The organism is Bombilactobacillus sp. ESL1187 (assembly GCF_058107155.1).
Window position 1 is genome coordinate 282,250 of record NZ_JBYLTZ010000001.1, and the last position, 17,571, is coordinate 299,820.

Here is a 17,571-nt window from a genome sequence, read left to right on the forward strand (position 1 = left end):
TTATCGAAAGATGCACATTGCATCCTGATAGCAGTTGCAGTAAGGTTTCATCTCACCACGTCTTTATTATAGTCTGTTTTGTAACCGATTTCTACTATTTTATTGATATTTTCGTTCATGATTAACAATTTTAGCTAAACGATGGGCCGCCTGCGGATCCGAATTGGCTAAAACTTGGGTCGAGCCATCAGTCACTAAACTGTGTTGAAATTGTTGTTCATATTGTTCTATCGTTAATTGTTGCCGCTGGCGCAACAATTGTTGATGCTTCTCTATGTTTAAACCAGCGCGAAAATGTGGCTGTAAAATACCAAAAAAGAGTTCTGCTTCTGAGCCCGAACCGTAACTATATAGACCAATCGATTCTCCCGGATGTAAGCTGGTATCATTTTCTAATAAAGACAGTAAACTCAGATACAAAGAACCCGTATAAATATTGCCCACTTGTTGGCCATACATAATGCTTGCCTCAAAACGGCGGGTTAAGCGCTGATAATCCGGTTCTGAAATTTTAGAGGCCAAACTTTTTAAAGCTTTGCGTCCCATTTTGGAAAAGGGAATATGAAATAACAAGGCTGCCAAATCAGACACTGCCAATACATCACTAGTCACAAATTGTTGCCATAACTCTGTAAACATCGCGATGTAAACTTCTTCGGAGTATTTCCCCCGAGCAAAAGCTTCCGTCGAATAATTCGGGCGCCAAAAATCCCCTGTACTTTGACTCATATAAAATGACTGCTCTTCTAAAGCTAAAATTTGTGGATCAGACCCCACTAACATGGCCACCGCACCAGCACCCTGGGTGACTTCGCCGGCACTTTTTAAACCATACCGAGCAATATCGCTAGCAATTACTAAGGCTTTTTTATGCGGATGTAAGCGCACAAAATCGGCTGCTAATTGCAGACCAGCAGTAGCTCCAAAACAAGCCTCTTTAATTTCTAAGGCACGTAAATTAGTTGGTAAAGCTAACACCTCTTGAACAAAGAGGGCTGAAGCTTTCGATTGATCAACGCCACTTTCCGTACCTACTATCACTAAGCCCAATTGCTGTTGGTCTTGAAGCGTCAATAACGGCTCAGCCGCATTAGCCGCCATAGAGACAATATCTTGATCTAATGGTGCTACAGCCATTTTTTGTTGGCCAATCCCAATCAAGTATTTATTGGGGTCCACTTTGCGGGCACTAGCCAAATCTTTTAAATCTAAATATTGGTTGGGTGTATAAAAATCAATCTTATCAATGCCGACTTTCATAATTTTCTCCTAAACGTAATTGTTGTAAAATCTGGCGAGCTGTTTGTAAGTTAGCCTTGGTGGGTGCTAACCGTAATTGTTTAACTACTGGTTCAACCTCTGTTGCTGTAGCCCCGGCCATCAACGCTAAACTTTTAAATTGTAAATTCATATGTCCGGCTTGAATGCCTTGTGTGACTAAAGCTCTGAGTGCCGCTAAATTTGAAGCCAACCCCACACTAGCAACAATACTCATTAACTGTCGTGCAGAAGGTTGTTGCAAAATTTTCATACTTAATTGGGCCATGGGTAAGGTCGAAATTGCACCGCCTAAACTACCTAAGGGCAACGAAATTGTAATTCGACCAACTAACAATTCATCTTGGATTTGCCAAGAAGTCCACGTTGGTTGCTGCTTGGATAATCCAGCATAACTCGCCGCATTAATACTGCGCGGATCATTACCGGTGGCTAACACTACAGCGTTAATACCGTTCATAATGCCCTTATTATGCGTTGCAGCCCGTAAAGTAGATTCTTGGGCAAACTGGGTGGCAGCGACAATTTTTTGAGCTACGACTTTACCGGTATCGTGTTTCGTCGCCAAATCAGGTAAGGCAAAAGCGGCTGTTGCCGTAACTGATTGTTGGGGGGCCTGATTAGACAAGATGGCCATTAACAAACTTAACTGTGGCAGTTGTGTGGCTAAATATTGGGCCACTGCCTCAGCCAGAGTATTGACTATATTAGCGCCCATAGCTTCACCGGGATCAATTAATAACCGAAATTCCACAAAGTCGGCTGACACATGAACGCTAACTTGTTTTAATCCTCCACCATGTTGTTCTAGGCTTGGATGTGCGCTCAGGGCAACCTGGCGGATCATTGCTAAATGCTGATCCAAAAAAATCTGTGGGGTTTTTAATTGTCCTTCAAACACAATCTGACCAATTAAGCCCGCGCGTTGGACTGTTGTTTGAAAACCACCCTTTGCCAAACAACGCTTGGCGGCATTACTGGCAGCCGCAATCACTGATGGTTCTTCCGTGGCCATGGGAATCAGTAACGATTGTCCATCAATCACAAAATTTTCTGCCAAACCTAGCGGCACTCCAAAAACTCCAACTTGATTTTCAATTAAATTAGTCGCGATAGCCGTTGGCAAATTAGGATAAGAATGTAATAATTCTAAATCTGCTGTCGTTAAAATTCCCGTCTGATATAATTGCTGTAAACGCTGATTAGTTGTTAATTCATAGAATTTGACCATTGCAAATTTTCCACCTCTAATGCTATTGCTTGACCACCACCAATACACAGGGCTGCGATCCCGCGATGTTGGTGAGTTCGCTGTAAATTGTGAATTAAAGTAGTTAAAATACGAGCGCCAGAAGAACCTAACGGATGTCCCAAAGCCAAAGCACCGCCAGTAATATTATATTGACTATCAGCAATTTGTAATTCTTGTTGCACTAACAAAGCTTGACTACTAAATGCTTCATTAACTTCAAACAAATCAATGTCGGCAACTGTTTGCTGTTTTTGCGCCAGTAATTTTTGAATAGCAATTACTGGGGCATAACCCATTAATTGCGGTTGGTACCCCACTTCTTGATAAGCGGTAATTTTAGCCAGTAGTTGCCATTGATTCCTACAGGCCACATTAGTAGTCGTTAAGACAAGTAAGCTAGCACCATCACTTAGCGGTGATGCATTCCCCGCTGTCACTAACCCCTCAGCCTGAAATGCGGGGGATAATTGTTGTAAAGCCGATAACGTAGTTTGCGGGCGCACGGTTTCATCGGCCGACAACCCCGTAATCGGCAAAATTTCTTCATCAAACCAACCAGCAGCTTGCGCTTGCACCGCTTTTTGTTGTGACTGTAGTGCAAATTGATCTAACTGCTGCCGCGTTAAATGATATTTTCGATTTAAATTTTCTGCTGTGATTCCCATCGGTTGCTGACTAAAAGCATCCGTCAAACCATCATTAAACAACGTATCCTGCCAATCATCGGTTGCAAAATCTTGTTTAGTCAAGCGCGCTGCCACTGCTGGTGCCTGCGACATACTTTCCACACCGCCAGCCAAAACAACTTGAGCATCATCTAACATTAATGCGCTTTGCGCTAGTCGAACTGCTTTCAGCCCTGAACCACAGACTTGATTAACAGTCATTGCCGTCCCTGTCAAATCTAACCCAGCATTTAACTGAACTTGGCGCGCAATGTTTTGTCCGCTCCCCGCCGTTAAAACACTACCTAAAATCACCTGCTGAATCAGTTGGGGAGCGATCTTTTCTTTCACTAAAATCTGTTGACATAATTGGGTTGCCAATTGAACTGCTGTAAAATCTTTGAAACTACCTTGAAATTTACCGGTTGGCGTCCGATAGGCAGCAGTAATTACAATCTCATTCAAATTCAAACTTTTTACTCCTGTTAATTTATTGAATAATCATTAAGGAGGCCACAATGGACACTCAAACTTTAATAAAACTTTTGCTGGATGTGAAAACTAATTTACTAGTTTTTTATGAAGATAATCAGCATAAAACTTGGGGAATCTCTAGTATATCATCAGAATTTACTAATGAAAATCATTATTTAATATTAAATTTGCAATCTCACAATCATTCTTATCAAGTTTGGGAATTAATCACTCTGCTTAAAACCAAATCTGCTCAAGCCTTAGTTTACGTGAAATTTTCAAAAAAATATCACCAAATCTTTGGTTTAAGATTTGGTGATAAACATATTTATCTCAAGTAATACTACACTCAAAAGCCGCTTAGCAATTGAGTAATAAACTTGCCCTTTAAACTGACCAAGTCAGCTGTCACTAGAAACCAGCTACTAATAAGCACGCACAGCCAAATATCATGACCAAAAATCATAATATTTTATTTTTTATCTGCTGCTAATTGTTGGCCTAAATTAATAATATATTTGCGAAGTTCATCTTTCACTTCGGGATGATTCAACCCATATTCAATACTAGTTTTCATATAACCAAATTTATTACCAACATCAAATCGTTCGCCTGTAAATTCATGTGCAAACACCCGTTGGGTTTTATTTAAGCGATCAATCGCATCTGTTAGTTGAATTTCGTTGCCCGCACCGGGAGCCTGCGTATCCAGCATAGCAAAAATATCCGGCGTCAACAAATAACGCCCAATAATTGCTAAATTGCTTGGTGCATTTTCCACAGCGGGCTTTTCTACAAAATTATTAACCCGATATAATCCTGGCTTAACTTCGCCATCTGGATCAATCACTCCGTACTTAGAAACATCTTTTTGAGGAACCTGCATGACAGCTAAGGTCGAAGCATGCGTTTCATTATAATCATTAATCAATTGCTTGGTCAACGGTACTTGATCTTTCATTAAGTCATCACCAAGCATTACAACAAACGGTTCGTCACCTACAAAAGACTTGGCTAAGCTCACCGCATCCCCTAAACCATTAGGATATGACTGACGCGTAAAATACAAATTTACACCAATGTTGGTTGTATCTTGTACCACTTTCAATAGTTCATCTTTATGCTTAGATTTCAAATTTTGTTCTAATTCTGGTGCTGAATCAAAATGATCTTCAATGGGGCGTTTACCCTTGCCAGTAATAATTAAAATATCTTCAATTCCGGAAGCTTTGGCTTCTTCCACAATAAATTGAATCGTAGGTTTATCCACGATGGGCAACATCTCTTTTGCCATTGCCTTAGTAATGGGCAAGAATCGGGTGCCTAATCCTGCTGCTGGAATAACCGCTTTTCTAACTTTTTCCATAGATAATTGTTCCTCTCATGGTAAAATATGTTCTCATCATACAACAAAATAACTATTTATGGTGATTTTTTCGTTGTTGGTAAAACTGTTTTAAACCACCAGATTGTTCTAACTGACCTTGAAATGCTTGAAGCACAGCGGCATTAATGGCAGCCCCGATCAAAAAGATATACGCAAGAAAGTTAAGCCACAATACTAGAATAAAAAAAGTACCAATCGTGCCATAAGAATGCCAGCGACTACCAAAATATTTAATATATAACGAAAAGCCTTGTGATAATAAACTAAAACCTATTGTTGTAAACACCGTTCCTGGCCAAACATAACTAATCTTTTCGTGAGAATTCGGCAAAAAGATATAGGCGACTAGTAAGATGACGACTAAAACCAAACCGGTTACCGGCCATTTCCAATGAATAAATTCTTGTAGTAACTTCGGTCCCCATAAAACATAGGATTGCAACCAATTTAATAATTGTTGCCCAACTAAAACTGTCAAAAACAGTATTAACAAAATCACAATTAATGAAGTGGTTACCAAAATCGCTACACTTCTTAGAATAAGAAAATTTAACAATGATTTTTTTGTATAAATAGTTTGATTATCTAATCCATAAACTTGATTAATACTCCGTTTCAAAATATTAACCACCCCTGAACTAGACCAGAGTGTTCCCAAAATACCAAATGACAGTAGCCCGTTACTTTTTTGAGTCAATAATTTAGTTAAGATTGGATCAATAAATTTAATTAAACGCGTCGGCATTAAATTTTGGGCATATCCTAGTAACATTTGCGGATCCAAATGAAATAATGGTAACGCACTACCAACCAATGAAATTAGTGGAAAAAATGACAGTAAGCCGTAATAAACTACTGCTTTGGAAGAAAGCCCAATATTGCCACTTTTAATCCGTTGCATCACTAATTGACAAAAATAAATCAATTTTTGAAACCACGTTAAATCAGAAGCAAATAAGGACTGTTTTTCTTTATCAGAAGCCAAATTATTATCCTTTTACAAATATTTTTGATCACCAATAGGATCTTGCGAAGTTAAAATTTTAGGACCATCTTTGGTAATAGCCAAGGTGTGCTCATACTGAGCTGAAGGAGTTCCATCAGCTGACACAAAATATTCCCAATTATTATCTGTAAACTTGCTGGTAATTTCCCAAGTTCCCAAGTTAACCATTGGTTCAATGGTAATAGTCATGCCTTCTTTGAGCCGTAAGCCCTTGCCTGGTTCACCATAATGGGGCACATTCGGTGCTTCGTGCATCGTCGGTTGAATCCCGTGACCAATTAAATCACGCACATCACCCATATGTTCTTGATCTTCGACATAATGTTGAATAGCGTAACCAATATCACCTAAGCGATTACCGACTTGAGCCTGATCAATTCCTAAATATAAAGCTTTTTTAGTGACTTCCATCAAATGCTTTTTTTCGGGCGAAATTTCCCCCACAGCATAACACCAGCAGGAATCACTTTGATAACCATCCAATTCAACTGTCATATCGACTTTCACAATATCGCCGTTTTTTAAAATCAAACTGTGGCGTGGTTCTGCATGCGCTACTTCATCATTCACACACACACAAGTTGCGTAACGATAGCCTTCAAAACCTTTTTCTGATGGATGCCCACCATGATCTGTAATAAATTTATCAGCAAACTTTTCAATTTCAAAACTAGAAATTCCCGGTTTGATAATGTTCCGTAAACCAATATGGGTTTGCGCCAACAAAGCACCTGACTTTCTCATACCTTCAATTTCTCTAGCTGATTTTAATGTAATCAAACAAGTTACCTCCACTCTTTCACGCTAATTTTATTATAGCTCAACGGACGAATAATTGACTAATAATTTCCTTTTTACTTTCAAACGCTCAAAAAATTTTAGAATTTTTAAACTTATTAATAAGTATCTAGCTAGTAATTTATCCAAATCAAAATTATGATATAATAGTTGCCGAGATTATGGGAATGGAGCAAGATTCGTGACAAAAGTAAAAATCGTTTATGCCAGTATGACTGGTAATGATGAAGATATGGCAGATATTTTAAGTGAAGATTTTGAAAACGCCAAGATGGAAGTGGACGTCTCAGAAATCTCCCAAACTGATGTCCAAGATTTTCAAACCGCCGATCTCTGTATTGTGGTTAGTTACACTTATTCTGATGGCTTAGAAGGTAACATTCCAGACGAAGGCCTCGACTTTTATCATGACTTACAAGAAGCCGACCTCTCAGGCAAAATCTTTGGTGTTTGTGGTTCAGGCGATACTTTTTATCAAGATTTTGCCATTGCAGTTGATCATTTTGAACAAGCATTTGAACAAGCTGGAGCCATCAAAGGCGCCACTAGTGTCAAAGTAGAGCTCGCCCCGCAGAGCGCCGATATTGCTAAATTAGACCACTTTGCCCAAACATTGATTGACCTATTCTAAGTAAGAGAAAAGAAGTTGACTCATGGATATCTATAAAAAGCATCGCGATTTTATTGTTTACACATTTTATGGTTTCTTAGCTTCTGTTATTAATGTCTTTGCTTTTCATATTTTACACAATCACTGGCGTATTAATATGTTAGTTGCCAATACTGTCGCCTGGCTGATTGCGAATGTTTTTTCTTTCATTGTTAACAAAAAAATTGTCTTTCAAAGCAGCTATCAAAATTGGAAAACTTTTATCCAAGAAAGTGGACTTTTCCTTTCGCAGCGGTTACTGTCATTAATTTTAGATAATATTTTGATGTGGATTGGCATCAGCCTGTTACAATGGAACAATTTAATTGCTAAAATGTTAGACCAAATCATCGTTGGTTTAGTCAATTATTTATCCACGCAAGCTATTTTTTTGCGAGAAAATAGCGCCATGATTCAACATCTACATCAGCGGATTCATCGTGAAAAATGAAAGCACGATCAAAAAAAAGGTGAGATAAAAGTCTCACCTTTTTTAATTACCATCATTATTACTGCCGTGAAAAAATGATCGGTTCATTTAGTGCTGTTTCTGCAAACAAAGCAATTTGTTGTTGCGTAATGTTTAATTGTACGATTTTATTCAATGGAGCAATATCAATCCAAGCTTGTCCCTTTAAATCAGTGACAATAGCAAAATCAAATTGCGCAAATTTAATATGCAACTGCCCCTGCTCTGCACACAACTCTAAGCGACCATACCCCGGATTAGCGTAGACACCTAACCACTCTGGACGACTCAAAACAACTTGTTTAGTAGCCCCAAATTGTTGTTGTAGCTGCTGCTTTTTTTGGCTAGCTTTTTGATGGTCATCTTGTAAAATCTTGTGTGTCCAATCAACTGTTGGTAATTGAGCTGCTTGATCAATTATTTGATAAGCCAAACCAAACATTGCATTTGTTGAATCTAAATTGGTGACCATGCCAAAAGCTAAATCTAATTCCGGTACAAAACCTAAAATTGCACAATAGCCAATAAAAGAACCCGTATGATAAAAATATTTATACCCGCGATAGGTTTCCATCATCATTCCAAAGCCGTAAGCACTCAATTGTGGCTGGGCATAATTGCGACTAGGTTGCATAACAATTTGTGGTTGATACATTTGCGCCGCATTATTATGTGACTGTTGTTGATAATTCTGCAATTGAAATTGCGCCCAGGTCAATAAATCTTGTGGCTTTGCTAACATACTGCTGGCCCCACCTAAATGACCAGGAGACATGAATTGCATTGGACGATAATGATTACCTTCTGGCAAATAAGCTGGAGCAATTTGTTCTAACGCTACTGCTTCATCATGTACATAAGTATTAGTTAAGTTTAAATCTGTTAATAGATGTTGTTGTAGATAAGAATAATAATCCGTTCCTAAAACCTGCTCTAACGCAAATGTTAATTCAGCAAACATTAAGTTACTGTATTGCATTTTATAGCGTAGATCAACGTTCGGTTTTAAATATGGCACTTTCGTGACTACTTGACTTAAACTCAGTGGACCATTGGTAAAGCGCATTAAATCATGTGCCGGCACTCCACTACGATGACATAACAAATCACGCCACGTTAAATGTTTAGTAGCATAATCATCATAAACTTTAAATTGCTGCCAACTATCAATAATCGGTTTATCCAAATCTAAAACGCCCTGATCAGCTAGTTGACAAATGGTGGTTGCCAGAAAACTTTTGGAAATAGAACACAGGGGAAAGACCCATTGATCATCATAATCACCGTATCCCTGAACCATCGTTTGATCATGACTCGCTATTCCGACTCCACAAGCGGGCAAGTTGAACTGTTGAATACTATTAGCTAAAGTTTCATTTAATTGTGCAAAATCCATTAAATTTTCTCCTTTTTAATCATATTATAAAGAGTTAATTTAAAAAAACAAGTTACCAAGTCAATTGGTACAAATCGAACTCGTTTCGTCGTATACTTATTTTCATCAGGAGGTTCTTCAATGAAATATTTGCAGATTAGTCCAAACTTACCACCAGTATCCACTGTAGCTTTAGGTTTTATGCGCTGGAAAGATTTATCCACGGCTCAAGCCACTGCTAATTTAATTGCTGCCCAACAATGTGGTATTAATTTCATTGATTCTGCCGATATTTATGGCAATGGTCAATCTGAACAAGTTTTCGGTAATGCCTTCACTACAGGCAATTTTCAACGTGAAGATTGGATTATTCAATCTAAGGCTGGTATTGTCCCGGGGCAACGTTATGATTTTTCAGCGCGATATTTATTGCACAGCGTCGAGCAAATTTTACAACGCCTACAAATCGATTATTTAGATTTGTTCATTTTACATCGCCCCGATCCACTGATGGATTTAGCAGAAGTTAATTCAGCTTTTCAACAACTACAGCAAGCCGGTAAAGTCAAAAACTTTGGCGTTTCCAACTTTAATGCCGCCCAGATTCAACTTTTACAATCAGGCTTATCTACTCCAATAGTTGTAGACCAATTGCAATTTAGCTTAGCTCATACTCAACTGATTGACTTTGGCTTGCATGTTAATATGGCCAACGCTTTCGCTATTGATCGCACTGGCGGCACTTTAGAATATTGTCAACAACACCACTTGACCCTTCAAGCTTGGTCACCTTTTCAAGCTGATTTTTCGAAAGGAACTTTTATTAATAGCGCACAATTTCCGCATTTAAACCAAGTTTTAGCCCAATTGGCCCAGAAATATCAAACTAATAAAAATGCGATTGCCGCTGCTTGGATTCTACGCCATCCCGCCAAAATCCAAGTTCTCTTAGGAACTACGCAGCCCAAACATATTATCTCTAGCAGTGAATGTACTGATTTTTCATTGAGTCGTCAAGAATGGTACGATCTGTACTTGGCAGCTGGTCATGATTTACCTTAAATCAAATGCCTATTGTTAGGACTAATTTATGACTTTTAAAGTACCATGAAAAAAGATGTTCGTATTACTGCGAACATCTTTTTTAACAAATAATTCATTTTATTTATGGTAACTAAACTCCGCTGGACGCTGCGCTAATTGTTGAAAATGATAACGAATAGCCGCACAAATGCGTTCACTCGCTAAACCATCACCATAGGGATTTTTGGCTTGAGCCATCGCTTGATAAGCTGCGGAATCATCTAACAGTTGACTCATTGCCGCTTTGACCTTTTGGGGATCAGTACCTACTAATTTCAAAGTCCCAGCTTGAACTCCTTCAGGACGCTCCGTCGTGTCACGTAAAACCAATACTGGCTTACCTAAAGCTGGGGCTTCTTCTTGAACACCGCCAGAATCGCTCATGATAAAATAAGACCGCGCAGCCAGATTATGAAAATCTAACACATCTAACGGATCAATTAAATGAATGCGTTCATGATCACCTAAAACTTCATGAGCAGCTTGTTGAACCACTGGATTTAAATGAACGGGATAGATAATTTCTACATCAGAATGACTTTGGACGACTTCTAGCATCGCTTGAAACACTCGTTTCATCGGTGCACCTTGATTTTCTCTGCGGTGCATGGTCACCAAAATCATTCGCTTATTATGGTCAACAAGATCTAAAGCGTGATGATGATAGTCACTTTGGACAGTTTGTTCCAGCGCATCAATGGCAGTATTCCCAGTGACGAAAATTTGTTCTGCTGGATGATTTTCAGTTAATAAATTAGCTTTGCTTTGCTCCGTCGGCGCAAAATACAAATCCGCCAGATCATCGGTCATTTGCCGATTCATTTCCTCAGGCCAAGGTGAATACTTATTCCAAGTACGCAACCCCGCTTCCACATGACCAATCGCCGTTTGGTGATAAAAAGCTGACATGGCAGCCGCTAACGTGGTGGTTGTATCGCCATGTACTAACACAATATCCGGCTGTTCTTGTTCAAAAACATCATCCATGTCTAGCAAGACTGAACTAGTAATTCCACTTAATGATTGCTTTTTCTTCATAATGTTCAAGTCATAATCTGGATGAATATGAAAAATATCCAAGACTGAATCTAACATTTCTCGATGTTGAGCAGTAACAACTGTGGTGGTTTGAAAGTATTGGGCTTGCTGCTGTAATTTCAAGACCAAAGGTGCCATCTTAATGGCTTCTGGACGCGTTCCAAAAACCGTCATAACCTTGATTTTTTGCAAAAGTGTTCCTCCTCAATCACCTATTTTATTTACACTAGGAGTTTTTTTATGATTTATTTAATAATTTGCGGCATATTATTATTAATTTGCGGCTTTAGTTTAGTTTTTACTTTTGATCAAATTTTACACCAACATTGGCGCTACAGCTTCTTTTTTATTTTAAGTTTAATTATTTGTGGTTTAATTTTTTATTTCTTTCAAACAAAATTTTTGAAATAAAAAAGCCGCAGATCACTAATGAACAGCGGCAACACGATGATCTCGATCGGATTCGAACCGATGACCTACTGCTTAGGAGGCAGTTGCTCTATCCAGCTGAGCCACGAGACCATGGTTTAATCTTGCCACGAAATAACTCAACTGTAAAGATTATTTTTTGACACCATGATAACCTTGGCGTTTTTGATCACGTTGTCGCTTTTTAGAACGATGCCGAATAACTTTTGCTTTAGCCCCACTTTTGGAGGACTGGGCCGTTACCAACTGTTCATCAACTAACTGCACTTTCCATAATTTAATATGTTGCGCTTGCAATAATTCTTGTAATTGTCGAAAATCATGTTCGTTACCTAAAGTAATTACCTCGCCGTTACGCCCCATCCGACCAGTCCGACCGCTACGATGAATATACTCTGTTAAATTTTGCGGATTGTTCCAATTAATGACTGTCGTTAAATCTGGCAAATCCATGCCCCGAGCTGCTACATCCGTCGTCAATAAAAGTGAAGTATCACGCTTTTTAAAATTAGCTAGTGCATCAGCCCGCCGTTTTTTCGGATCACTGGTATCTAATACTGTAAAATACGTTTTACGATACCGCATATCGGCAGCGTATTGGTGTAATTCTTTACTAGATTGATAAAAAACTAAATTGCGTTTGTGTTTGCGATGTGCTAAACGTTGTAAAGTAGCTGCTTTTTGTGAATTACTCGTCAATAAAAAGTAATGCTTGATCCCCGCCCGAAACTGTTGGTCGGCACGCAAATCAATCTTGAGAAAATCTTGAGGAAACCACTTAGACAATTCTTGAAAAATCGGCGCCGCCGTCGCTGAAAACAAGGCTAATTGAAACTGACCTTGCAAGCGACCCAATAAATCCCGTACCGGCGTCAATTTATCCATCAACAAATCATCAGCCTCATCAATGACCACCGTCTGGATTTTATTTAATTTAAATTTGCGTTTAACAACTAGATCTTGAATGCGCCCAATTGTTCCGACAACGACCTCAGGTTTTTGTTTTAAATGTTCAATTTGCCGCTGAACATTAGCACCTCCAATCACCTCTAACACCCGTAACTGGGGATTTAAAGAGCGTAACACATTGCGCGTTTGAATAGCCAACTCCTGAGAAGGTTCCAGTACTAGTAACTGAATCCCACCATTAAGCGTTAATTTAGACAATAACGGCATTCCAAATGCTAATGTTTTACCAGAACCAGTAGGAGCTAAAGCCAGTAAGGATTTTCCTTGTTGTAGCGGTTCATAGACTTGTTCTTGAATCGGTGTCAAACTTTGAAAATGATGTTGCTGATAATATTTTTGATAAATCTTTGGTATTTGCATATTTTCCTCATTTCTCATCGGCAGTAAAGTGAATTTTCGCTGCTAAGCGCACCGTTGTTAAAATTTGATTCACTTGATCAGCTAATTGCCAGAGCCGTAAGAATTCTTTGTGATCATGTTGTTGAATAATTTGACTAAAAACTTGCGCTTCCGCCAGCATCGGATTGTGATCCGCAAATTTTTGCACTTGCTGGTTTTGATCATCCCAAATTTTTCGAATGGTGCCACCATCATTAAATAAAAGCGTTTGGTGATTACTATAAATTTCCGATGGTAATAAAGAGTTACTAATTTTGCCTACTAATAGGGTTACGTCGAACTCGTGATAATGTAAGACTAAAGTCCCTTGACCATCAACTTTCGTCGCAATCATTTGCGGAAAATACTGAGCCGTTAGTGGTTGTCCAAATAAGCAAAGGGCATCATAAATTAAATAAACTCCCAAATCATACAAGGCGCCGCCCGAAAATTTGGGTGAAAACACATTCGGTTCTTGGCCCGCTAAGACTTGATCATAGCGACTAGAGTATTTGCGATAAATAATCGTGGCGCCCGTAATTACTGGTAATTCGGCCACTCGTTGTTGTAATTGGTGAAATTCAGTCTCATGAATATGCCGGGCAGCTTCAAAAACAAATAACTCCGGATGTTGTTTTAAAAAAGCTTTAATTTGTAAAAATTCAGAGCGCGTGGAGACCAACGGTTTCTCTACAATCACATGTTTGTGGCATTCTAAAGCGGCCATAATATCTTGAAAGTGACAACTATTAGGTGAAGCCACATAGATCACATCAACTTGGGAACTAGTAAAAAGTTGTTCACGTTGATCGACTAACTTAACGTCTTCTATTTTTAATTGCTGCGCCAATTTTTGAGCATGACTTAATGTGCGTGAATAAATTGTTGTCAATTGAAAACTAGCCGTAGCCTGAATTGCTTGCACAAATTGTTTAGTGATCCAATTGGTACCAATTACACCTAAACGTAACATTTTACCAACCTCCTGTTTGCAAAAAAGCCGCCCATTGCTGCTGATTGCCGTTAAACACTAATAAACTATACTGATTGGCAGTTGCCAAACTAGGAATGCGTCCAGCATCCGTATATTGCCAAAATTTCACTTGATCACCCTTAATGGGATGGGGTCTAGTCTGTAAAATACCGCCACATGAATTATGATTGATCAAATAATTCAAGGCTGGATCTGTTTGAATTAAAACTGGGCGCTGATAATATTTTACCAGCAAACTTTGTAATCGTGAAACAGATTTATCAATTTGGTGCGCAGTTAACTGCGAAGCTGAGGGAGCTTTAACTTGCAGAACTAACGGTAACGTTCCTACTCGAGTACCAACACTAGCCTTAATATTAGTAAACTGGGCCTGTGGTGAAGTTTGCCAACTAAAATCATGCTCAATACCATACGGTAATTGCGCGCCTTGAATCCGCCAATAATTACTTAAGAATGCATCATCAAAATAATCTGCACCTTGAGTGGCCCTTAAATAAACAAAATCTATGCCATGTTTCTTCAGCAAATGAAAGTCCTGATAGCCATCCGTTTGACTCAAGCTAACTCCTAAAACTGGATAGTTGCTAGTACTGGGACGACCACTTTTTTGCCAATAATTGAAAATTTGTTTACTCACAAAAAGCCCTGCCAAAACCAATAATAAAAAGCCCACAAAGAGCAGTTGTTTTTTATGAAATTTTTGTTGACGGACCATTAATCGTGACTGCATTAAAAATCTTTGCCTCTCTCTTAAAATCAAGTACAATACTCAGTATTAAGAAAATTTAGTTAGGAATGAAGCAAATGAAACGTCAATTATCTCTTTTCTCGGCTCTGGCTACCGTCATGGGGACTGTCATCGGTGGCGGAGTCTTTTTTAAAGTTGCTAGTATTACGCAATTAACCAAAAGTTCCTGGCTTAGTATTTTAGTTTGGCCATTAGCCGGAATTATTACCCTCATGGCTGGTTTAACCGTTGCCGAATTAGCTGCTACTTATCCTGAAAACGGTGGTCCCGTTAAATACCTCAGCGAAATTTATGGACCCAAGATTGCTTTCTTGTTTGGTTGGTCCTTAATCATTGTATACTATCCCGCTAATATTGCAGCAATTTCCATCGTTTTTGGAACGCAAGCACAACAACTATTTAATTTACCACACATTTCGCCAACCATGTGGGCGCTAATGTGCCTTTTTTCATTAGTTATTGTCAACTGGTTAGGTAGTAAGCTCAGCAGTCAAGTACAAAAATTGACTTTAATTATTAAATTGATTCCAATTATCGCTATTATTATTGCTGCCTTGGGGTTTAATACCACTAACAATTTAAATTGGAGTCATTTAACATCAGCCTTAACCTTTCAACATCCGCAAGCTTTCGGGCAAGCTTTACTCGCTACTTTATTTGCCTACGATGGTTGGCTAAGCATTGGTAATTTAGCTGGTGAAATTAAACGTCCGGAAAAAAATTTAGCGCATGCTATTATTTGGGGATTAATCGCCGTAACCATTGTTTATACTTTACTCAACTGGAGCTTTATCAAAATTTTGCCCTTTACCCAAATTGCGGGCAATCAAAACGCTGCTATGCAAACGGCCCAAAAATTATTTGGGCCGCTGGGTGGCAAAATTTTAACCATCGGTATTTTAGTATCAGTTTATGGTGCAGTGAATGGTCACTTAATGGTTGGTTCTCGCATGCCGTATACTTTAGGTATTCAAAAACAATTACCAGCAGCCCATTTTTTTAGCCATTTAAATGCCAAAACAAAAATGCCCACCAACAGTTTATTATTCGAAAGTTTAATTGCCGTCATCATGATTTTTTCGGGAACTTTTGACACTTTAACCAATATGTTGGTTTATATCTCTTGGATCTTTTCAATTCTTCTGTTCATCGGAATTTTTATTCTCCGTAAAAACAAACCTAATTTGCAGCGACCGTATCAAATTATTTGGTACCCCATCCCTCCTATTTTAGCAATTTTAGGTGGTTTATTTATTGTGATCAATACTACGGTCAGTCAACCATTACTAGCCTTAGCCGGTTTGGGATTAACCTTAACTGGCTGGCCCGTTTATTACTGGCAGCACCGCCAATTGCAAAATTAAGTACTAATTATGAATAATCTAAAAAGTGATGCGACTAAGCACAATTAGTTCAAACCAACTGTGCTTTTGTCACATCACTTTTTGTTTTGGCTAAAATATTAATTATTAGTAAAATCAACTACCATTCGCCCAACAATTTGATTATTTTTCATTTCATCAATAATATCGTTAATTTCTGATAATTTACGCGTTTGGACAATCGGCTTTACTTTATGTTCAGCTCCAAAAGCAAAAGCTTCAGCCAAATCTTGCCGAGTACCAACTAATGAACCAGCAACTTTAATCCCATCTAAAACAGTTTTAGAGATATTTAAAGACATGTCTCCTTGAGGTAAAGCAATCGCTACTAACGTTCCATCTGGTCTTAATGAGTTAACTGCCGATGTAAATGCCGACGGGCTCACAGCCGTAATAATTGCACTATGAACACCACCAACTTTAGTTTGTAAAACATCAGCAGCATCTTCGGTTTGCGAATTAATTGTCAGATCAGCCCCTAACTTTTTAGTAGCTTGCAATTTTTCATCATTAATGTCGACTGCTGCTACATGCGCACCAAAAACGTTCTTAGCATATTGTACTGCTAAATTGCCTAAGCCACCAGTGCCAACCACTTCAACCCATTGACCAGGACGAACATTTCCGGTCTTCAAGCCCTTATAAACTGTTACTCCCGCGCAAGTTAGAGAAGTAGCCTCAATCGGATCTAAATCAGCGGGAACTTTAACTGCATAGTCAGCAGGAACGATACATTCTTCAGCCATCGCACCGTCAACATTAAACCCAGAGTTTAAAACATTACGGCATAAAGTTTCACGGCCAGTCGTACAATATTCGCAATGCCCGCAGCCTTGATAAAACCACGCAATTGATACTCGATCACCAATTTTTAAAGTAGAAACTCCAGCGGCTACTTGAATCACTTTACCAACACCTTCATGCCCGATAATGCGGCCGGGAACTTTACCAAAGTCACCCGCGGCTACATGCAAATCCGTATGACACAAGCCACAGTATTCCATCTTAACTAAAGCTTCACCGGCTCGCAGATCACGTAACTTAACATCTTTAATATCAACATAACCATCGCAATTGTCCCGTACTACTGCTGCTTTCATATCAGTTAACCTCTTTTTGATTTTTTGAATCCCACAATTGAATTTTAAGTGAATATCTTCACATGGTCAAGAGATTTTTTAATTTTTACTTAAAAAA

General features: G+C 38.7%; 17 protein-coding genes and 1 tRNA gene. 5 read left to right on the forward strand and 13 right to left on the reverse strand.

Annotation, left to right across the window (positions count from 1 at the left end):
- Positions 1-99 precede the first annotated feature (99 nt).
- Genes AC3B5B_RS01465 through AC3B5B_RS01475 form a run of 3 tightly spaced genes read right to left on the reverse strand, consistent with a single transcriptional unit; the run spans position 100 to position 3,666 of the window.
- Positions 100-1,260 carry a hydroxymethylglutaryl-CoA synthase gene (locus AC3B5B_RS01465; RefSeq protein WP_489769131.1) on the reverse strand — a complete coding sequence of 387 codons (1,161 nt, stop codon included), beginning with the start codon at positions 1,258-1,260 and terminating at the stop codon, positions 100-102.
- Positions 1,244-2,509, reverse strand: coding sequence for a hydroxymethylglutaryl-CoA reductase, degradative (locus tag AC3B5B_RS01470; RefSeq protein WP_489769132.1), 1,266 nt, complete (start codon positions 2,507-2,509; stop codon positions 1,244-1,246). Before AC3B5B_RS01470 ends, AC3B5B_RS01465 begins: the two co-directional genes overlap by 17 nt.
- Positions 2,488-3,666: a thiolase family protein gene (locus AC3B5B_RS01475; protein ID WP_489769133.1), complete on the reverse strand. Its 1,179-nt coding sequence runs from the start codon at positions 3,664-3,666 to the stop codon at positions 2,488-2,490. The genes AC3B5B_RS01470 and AC3B5B_RS01475 overlap by 22 nt, the downstream gene beginning before the upstream one ends.
- A 47-nt stretch (positions 3,667-3,713) precedes the next feature.
- Here AC3B5B_RS01475 and AC3B5B_RS01480 point away from each other — a divergent pair, with 47 nt between their 5' ends.
- Positions 3,714-4,010 (forward strand): hypothetical protein, encoded by a 297-nt coding sequence (locus AC3B5B_RS01480; RefSeq protein WP_489769134.1) that lies wholly within the window; start codon positions 3,714-3,716, stop codon positions 4,008-4,010.
- Positions 4,011-4,141: 131 nt separating this feature from the next.
- On the opposite strand, the gene galU is transcribed toward AC3B5B_RS01480, so the two are convergent.
- The 3 genes from galU to map are packed head-to-tail and all read right to left on the reverse strand — an operon-like array spanning position 4,142 to position 6,842.
- Complete coding sequence (galU, locus tag AC3B5B_RS01485; protein ID WP_489757294.1) at positions 4,142-5,035, reverse strand: UTP--glucose-1-phosphate uridylyltransferase GalU; 894 nt, start codon at positions 5,033-5,035, stop codon at positions 4,142-4,144.
- 52 nt (positions 5,036-5,087) lie between these two features.
- The gene (locus tag AC3B5B_RS01490; protein WP_489757293.1) at positions 5,088-6,041 is read right to left on the reverse strand and encodes a YihY/virulence factor BrkB family protein; all 954 of its coding nucleotides are present in this window, start codon (positions 6,039-6,041) and stop codon (positions 5,088-5,090) included.
- Between the two features lie 12 nt (positions 6,042-6,053).
- Positions 6,054-6,842: a type I methionyl aminopeptidase gene (gene map / locus AC3B5B_RS01495; RefSeq protein WP_489757292.1), complete on the reverse strand. Its 789-nt coding sequence runs from the start codon at positions 6,840-6,842 to the stop codon at positions 6,054-6,056.
- A 199-nt stretch (positions 6,843-7,041) separates the two neighbouring features.
- On the opposite strand from map, the gene AC3B5B_RS01500 reads away from it, so the two are divergent.
- Positions 7,042-7,491 carry a flavodoxin gene (locus AC3B5B_RS01500; RefSeq protein ID WP_489757291.1) on the forward strand — a complete coding sequence of 150 codons (450 nt, stop codon included), beginning with the start codon at positions 7,042-7,044 and terminating at the stop codon, positions 7,489-7,491.
- Positions 7,492-7,513: 22 nt separating this feature from the next.
- Positions 7,514-7,960, forward strand: a complete 447-nt coding sequence (locus AC3B5B_RS01505) for a GtrA family protein (RefSeq protein ID WP_489757290.1) — start codon at positions 7,514-7,516, stop codon at positions 7,958-7,960.
- Between the two features lie 58 nt (positions 7,961-8,018).
- Here the strand turns inward: AC3B5B_RS01505 and AC3B5B_RS01510 are convergent, their stop codons facing one another.
- A complete protein-coding gene (locus tag AC3B5B_RS01510; RefSeq protein ID WP_489769135.1) occupies positions 8,019-9,374 on the reverse strand; it encodes a serine hydrolase domain-containing protein in 1,356 nt (451 codons plus the stop codon).
- Positions 9,375-9,494: 120 nt separating this feature from the next.
- On the opposite strand from AC3B5B_RS01510, the gene AC3B5B_RS01515 reads away from it, so the two are divergent.
- Positions 9,495-10,415, forward strand: a complete 921-nt coding sequence (locus tag AC3B5B_RS01515; protein WP_489769136.1) for an aldo/keto reductase — start codon at positions 9,495-9,497, stop codon at positions 10,413-10,415.
- Between the two features lie 99 nt (positions 10,416-10,514).
- Here AC3B5B_RS01515 and wecB read toward each other — a convergent pair whose 3' ends face one another.
- From wecB to AC3B5B_RS01540, 5 genes are all read right to left on the reverse strand, one after another.
- Positions 10,515-11,666, reverse strand: a complete 1,152-nt coding sequence (wecB, locus tag AC3B5B_RS01520) for a non-hydrolyzing UDP-N-acetylglucosamine 2-epimerase (RefSeq protein ID WP_489769137.1) — start codon at positions 11,664-11,666, stop codon at positions 10,515-10,517.
- A gap of 256 nt (positions 11,667-11,922) precedes the next feature.
- A tRNA-Arg gene (locus AC3B5B_RS01525) sits at positions 11,923-11,996 on the reverse strand.
- 39 nt (positions 11,997-12,035) lie between these two features.
- On the reverse strand, positions 12,036-13,232 hold the full coding sequence (locus AC3B5B_RS01530; RefSeq protein ID WP_489769138.1) for a DEAD/DEAH box helicase: 1,197 nt from the start codon (positions 13,230-13,232) through the stop codon (positions 12,036-12,038).
- A gap of 7 nt (positions 13,233-13,239) precedes the next feature.
- Positions 13,240-14,223, reverse strand: a complete 984-nt coding sequence (locus tag AC3B5B_RS01535) for a Gfo/Idh/MocA family protein (protein WP_489769139.1) — start codon at positions 14,221-14,223, stop codon at positions 13,240-13,242.
- 1 nt (position 14,224) lies between these two features.
- Positions 14,225-14,974 (reverse strand): GH25 family lysozyme, encoded by a 750-nt coding sequence (locus AC3B5B_RS01540; protein ID WP_489769140.1) that lies wholly within the window; start codon positions 14,972-14,974, stop codon positions 14,225-14,227.
- Between the two features lie 74 nt (positions 14,975-15,048).
- Between AC3B5B_RS01540 and AC3B5B_RS01545 the strand changes: the two genes are divergently transcribed.
- Positions 15,049-16,356 carry an APC family permease gene (locus AC3B5B_RS01545; RefSeq protein ID WP_489757283.1) on the forward strand — a complete coding sequence of 436 codons (1,308 nt, stop codon included), beginning with the start codon at positions 15,049-15,051 and terminating at the stop codon, positions 16,354-16,356.
- Between the two features lie 98 nt (positions 16,357-16,454).
- Here the strand turns inward: AC3B5B_RS01545 and adhP are convergent, their stop codons facing one another.
- Positions 16,455-17,474, reverse strand: a complete 1,020-nt coding sequence (gene adhP, locus AC3B5B_RS01550; RefSeq protein ID WP_489757282.1) for an alcohol dehydrogenase AdhP — start codon at positions 17,472-17,474, stop codon at positions 16,455-16,457.
- Between the last annotated feature and the right edge of the window lie 97 nt (positions 17,475-17,571).